The organism is Streptomyces sp. NPDC002265 (assembly GCF_040296125.1).
GTDB lineage: Bacteria > Actinomycetota > Actinomycetes > Streptomycetales > Streptomycetaceae > Streptomyces.
Genome location: NZ_JBEOWS010000546.1, coordinates 1 through 4,210 on the forward strand (window position 1 = coordinate 1; position 4,210 = coordinate 4,210).

A 4,210-nucleotide genomic window follows, 5' to 3' on the forward strand; every position below is an offset into this window, starting at 1 on the left:
GTGGGAGAGCGCTTCGTTCACACCGAAGAGGTCACTGGTTCGAACCCAGTATCGCCCACCCGGACACAGCGGCCCATCTGCGAATGCGCAGGTGGGCCGCTGTTCGTTGACCGCATGCGGGTCGCCTGCCCGTCGGGCGAGGCCGCGTTCCCGCGCCGCCCGGCCGCCGCGCGGTGGCGTGGCGCCCGTCGATGTGCTCTGCTGGGGCGGCCTGGCCCGCGCAGGGTCCGCGGCGACTCCTGGTCCCCACGGTGGTTCGAGATCGATTCCCTCCTCGGTGCGTGATCGATCTCCTCGGCGGTGCGTGATCACTCCCCTCCTCGGAGGGTGATCGATCCCCTCGGCGGTGCGTGATCGATCCTTTCGGCGGTGTGTGACCGCCCCGGCCGTGTCGCGGCCACGCTCCGGATACGCTCCCGCCGAATCCGGGCGCCGTCCCCGCCGCCACCTGTGGCATTCCGGCCACCTTCGCGCCGCGCCCCCGCCGTCGCCCTCGCCGGGCTCGCAAGTCACGCCCGGACCCCCTCGCCCCGCCGTCGGCTTCCGGCCGGTACGGGCTCGTCGGTGCCGCCCCGCTCCCGGTTCGGCCCGCCGGCGCCGACGGCCCCACCTGCGTCGTCGGCCCGTTCGGTACCGCCCTCGGCACTCCTGCGCCAGGGGGTCGCCGGGGCGCCTCGGAAGAATTTCCTGTCCGAATCATTGACGCACCCTCAACCCCTCCGTAGCTTGTGCCAGCAAGCGCTTACTTGAAACGATTCATGAGCGGCGACGATGCTGCGGGGAGGGGCCCGACTGTGGGAACCGGGAATGTTGAGAGGCGCACGATCCTGAAGGCGGCCGGAGCCTCGATGGCCACGCTGGGCCTCGCCGCCACGACGGGCTGCGGCGGTGACGGCGGCACCTCGGCGGACGGGACCGTGACGATCCGTTACTCGTGGTGGGGTGCCGACGAACGGGCCAAGCGGATCAATCAGTCCATCGCGCTCTTCGAGAAGAAGTACCCGAAGATCAAGGTGAAGACCGACTTCCAGGACTACGCCTCTTTCTGGGAGAAGTTCCAGACACAGGCCGCCGGCGGAAATCCGCCGGACGTATTCCAGAACGCCGTCGGATTTCTTCGGAAGTACGACAAGCGCGGCATCCTGATGGATCTCAAGTCCCAGATAGACGCGGGCAATCTGAGCCTCGACCACTTCCGCGCCGGAGTCACCAAGGTGGGCGAGGTCGACGGCAAGCAGCTCGGCATCCCGGTCGGGTCCAACACCATGGCGCTGGTCGTCGACAAGAAGGTGCTCGCGAAGGCGGGCGTCGACCCGCAGTCGGGCTGGACCTGGGACGAGTACTTCAAGGCCCTGAAGACCATCCACGACCGGACCAAGGTCCCGGGCGACACCGGCTACTTCGGCATCATGTACCTGTACGACCTCTATCTGCGGCAGAACGGCAAGGCGTTCTTCGACAAGGACGGGCTCGGCTTCGAGCAGGCCGATCTGACGGAGTGGTGGACGGACGGCTACAACCGGGTCAAGGCCGGGATCATCACCTCGCCCAAGATCGTCGCGCAGGACGCCCCCAAGTCCTCCCTCTCGGCGGGCCACGCCGCCTGCGAGTTCACCTGGGACAACTTCACGGTCCGCTACTCGGCGGAGGGCACCAGCGAGTACGGCCTCGCCCCGATCCCCACCATGGACGGCAAGAACACCGGCCAGTACCTCGCCTCCCTGATGCTGAGCGCCTCGGCGCGTACGCAGCATCCGAAGGAGGTCGCCCGGTTCATCGACTTCATGGTCCACGACCCCGAGGTCGGCAGGATCATGGGCTACGACCGGGGTGTCCTGGCCACCACCGACCAGTTCGACGCCTACAAGCCGACCGACGCCGTCGGCAAGGAGATCGCGCAGTACGAGCAGGACACCGCGGCGGCGGGCGTCCTCGGGGCCATCACCCCCCACCCGTCCGGCGCCGACACGGTCGAGGCGGCCTTCCTGCGCATCAGCGGCGACATGGCCCAGGGCAAGACCAAGGTCTCCGACGCCGTGAAGCAGTTCTTCTCCGAGTCCGAGGCCGCCTTCCAGGCCTGACCTGATTGGGAACACCCGTGACGCTCGTCAAGGACGCTCCGCCGGCCCTGCGGAAGGTCCGCTCCGGAGCTCCCGCCGTACGCCGGCGGGGGCGCCGGGAGAATCTCGCCGGCTACCTGTTCATGTCCCCGTGGATCGCGGGCTTCCTGCTCCTGACCGCGGGCCCGATGGCCGCCTCGCTGTACTTCGCGTTCACCGACTACAACCTGTTCACCAGCCCCAGATGGATCGGCTTCGGCAACTTCACCCGGATGTTCGACGATCCGCGCTGGCAGAAGTCGGTCGAGGTGACGGCCAAGTACGTCGTCATCGGCACCCCGCTGAAGCTGCTGCTGGCCCTCGGCGTCGCCCTGCTGCTCGCCCAGAGCCGGCGCGGTCAGGCCTTCTACCGGGCCGCGTTCTACGCCCCGTCCCTGATCGGGGCGAGCGTGTCCGTCGGCTTCGTATGGCGCGCGATGTTCTCCGACGGCGCCGTCGTGGACCAGGGCATGTCGGTGCTGGGCGTCCATGTCGGCGGCTGGGTCGGCAACCCGGACTGGATCCTCTACTGCCTGGTCGGGCTCACGGTCTGGCAGTTCGGCGCCCCGATGGTCATCTTCCTGGCCGGTCTCAAGCAGGTGCCGAAGGAGCTGTACGAGGCGGCGGCGATGGACGGGGCAGGACCGCTGCGCCGCTTCTGGAGCATCACCCTGCCGATGATCTCCCCGGTGCTCTTCTTCAACGTACTGCTGGAGACCATCCACTCGTTCCAGATCTTCGGCTCCGCCTACGTCGTCTCCAACACCAGCTGCGGTCCGGCGGACGCCACCCTCGTCTACACCTGCTACCTCTACCAGCAGGGCTTCAAGAACGCGCAGATGGGCTTCGCCTCCGCGATGGCCTGGATGCTGCTGCTGGCCGTGGCGCTGGTGACGGCCGTCCTGTTCTGGTCGCAGAAGAAGTGGGTGCACTACGAGAACGACACGGAGGACGCTCGATGAGCGCCACCGCCCCGCCGGTCACCGCCGCGCCGGCCACCGCCCCCGTCGCCCACCGTCCGGCCGTGTCCCGCCGCCGGGCCGGCTCGCTGGCCTGGCACCTCGGCTCCCTGCTCGTCCTCGCCGTCGTGCTCTACCCCGTCCTGTGGGTGGTCGGCGCGTCGTTCAAGCCGAGCAAGGACATCCTGGGCAGCCTGGTGCTCTTCCCGGCCAAGCCCGTCATGGACAACTTCACCGGTCTCGCCGACGGCATAGCGGACGTCGCGATCTGGTCGTTCTTCCAGAACTCCCTCCTCTACGCGCTCGGCGCCGTGGCCGGTGTGCTGATCTCCTGCTCGCTGACCGCGTACGCCTTCGCCAAGATCAGGTTCGCGGGCCGGAACCTGCTGTTCGCCCTGATGATCGGCACGCTGCTGCTGCCGTACCACGTGCTGCTGATCCCGCAGTACGTGATGTTCCAGAAGATGGAGCTCATCAACACCTATGTGCCGCTGCTGCTGGGCAAGTACCTGGCCACGGAGGCGTTCTTCGTCTTCCTGATGGTGCAGTTCATGCGCAACCTGCCGAAGGAGCTCGACGAGGCGGCCCGTCTCGACGGCTGCGGCCATCTGCGGATCTACTGGTCGGTCGTGCTGCCGCTGTGCCGGCCGGCCCTCATCACCAGCGCGATCTTCACCTTCATCAACGCCTGGAACGACTTCATGGGCCCGCTGATCTACCTCAACGAGCCCGGCAAGTACACCGTCTCGCTGGGCCTGACGATGTTCCGCGACTCCGACGGCCTCGCCTCCAACTACGGCGGGCTGATCGCGATGTCGCTCGTGGCGCTGCTGCCGGTGCTGCTGTTCTTCCTCGCCTTCCAGCGGTACCTCATCGACGGTATGGCGACCTCCGGACTGAAGGGCTGAACGGTCCCACCATGGCCGAAGCACGGGTGAAGGCGCGCAAGGAGCGCAAGGAGTCCCCGCTCGCGGAACGGTTCGGGGTGTTCGCCGAGTGTCTGCTGACCGGCGTGTGGATCGCGGTGGCCTCGCTGGGCGTGATCACCGCCCCCGCCGCCTTCGCCGCCGGGGCGAGCCATCTGCGCCGCCGGGTCCGCCACGAGCGCGGCGGGCTCAGGGAGTTCGTGGCCGACTTCGGCGCGGCCCTGCC

Annotated in this window: 3 protein-coding genes and 1 pseudogene; all 4 read left to right on the forward strand. The window is 68.1% G+C overall.

Annotated elements, in window-relative coordinates:
- The first annotated feature begins 794 nt into the window (after positions 1-794).
- Entirely contained in the window at positions 795-2,081 is a 1,287-nt protein-coding gene (locus tag ABT085_RS44455) for an ABC transporter substrate-binding protein (protein ID WP_351622375.1), read from the forward strand.
- Positions 2,082-2,098: 17 nt separating this feature from the next.
- Entirely contained in the window at positions 2,099-3,061 is a 963-nt protein-coding gene (locus ABT085_RS44460; RefSeq protein ID WP_351622378.1) for a carbohydrate ABC transporter permease, read from the forward strand.
- Positions 3,058-3,966 (forward strand): carbohydrate ABC transporter permease, encoded by a 909-nt coding sequence (locus ABT085_RS44465; RefSeq protein ID WP_351622381.1) that lies wholly within the window; start codon positions 3,058-3,060, stop codon positions 3,964-3,966. The genes ABT085_RS44460 and ABT085_RS44465 overlap by 4 nt, the downstream gene beginning before the upstream one ends.
- 11 nt (positions 3,967-3,977) lie before the next feature.
- A pseudogene (locus ABT085_RS44470) lies at positions 3,978-4,210 on the forward strand (hypothetical protein); the annotation flags it as partial.

Excerpts from the sequence above, each read along its gene's own strand:
- ABT085_RS44465 (WP_351622381.1), top strand. The coding sequence starts at position 3,058 with ATGAGCGCCACCGCCCCGCCGGTCACCGCCGCGCCGGCCACCGCCCCC.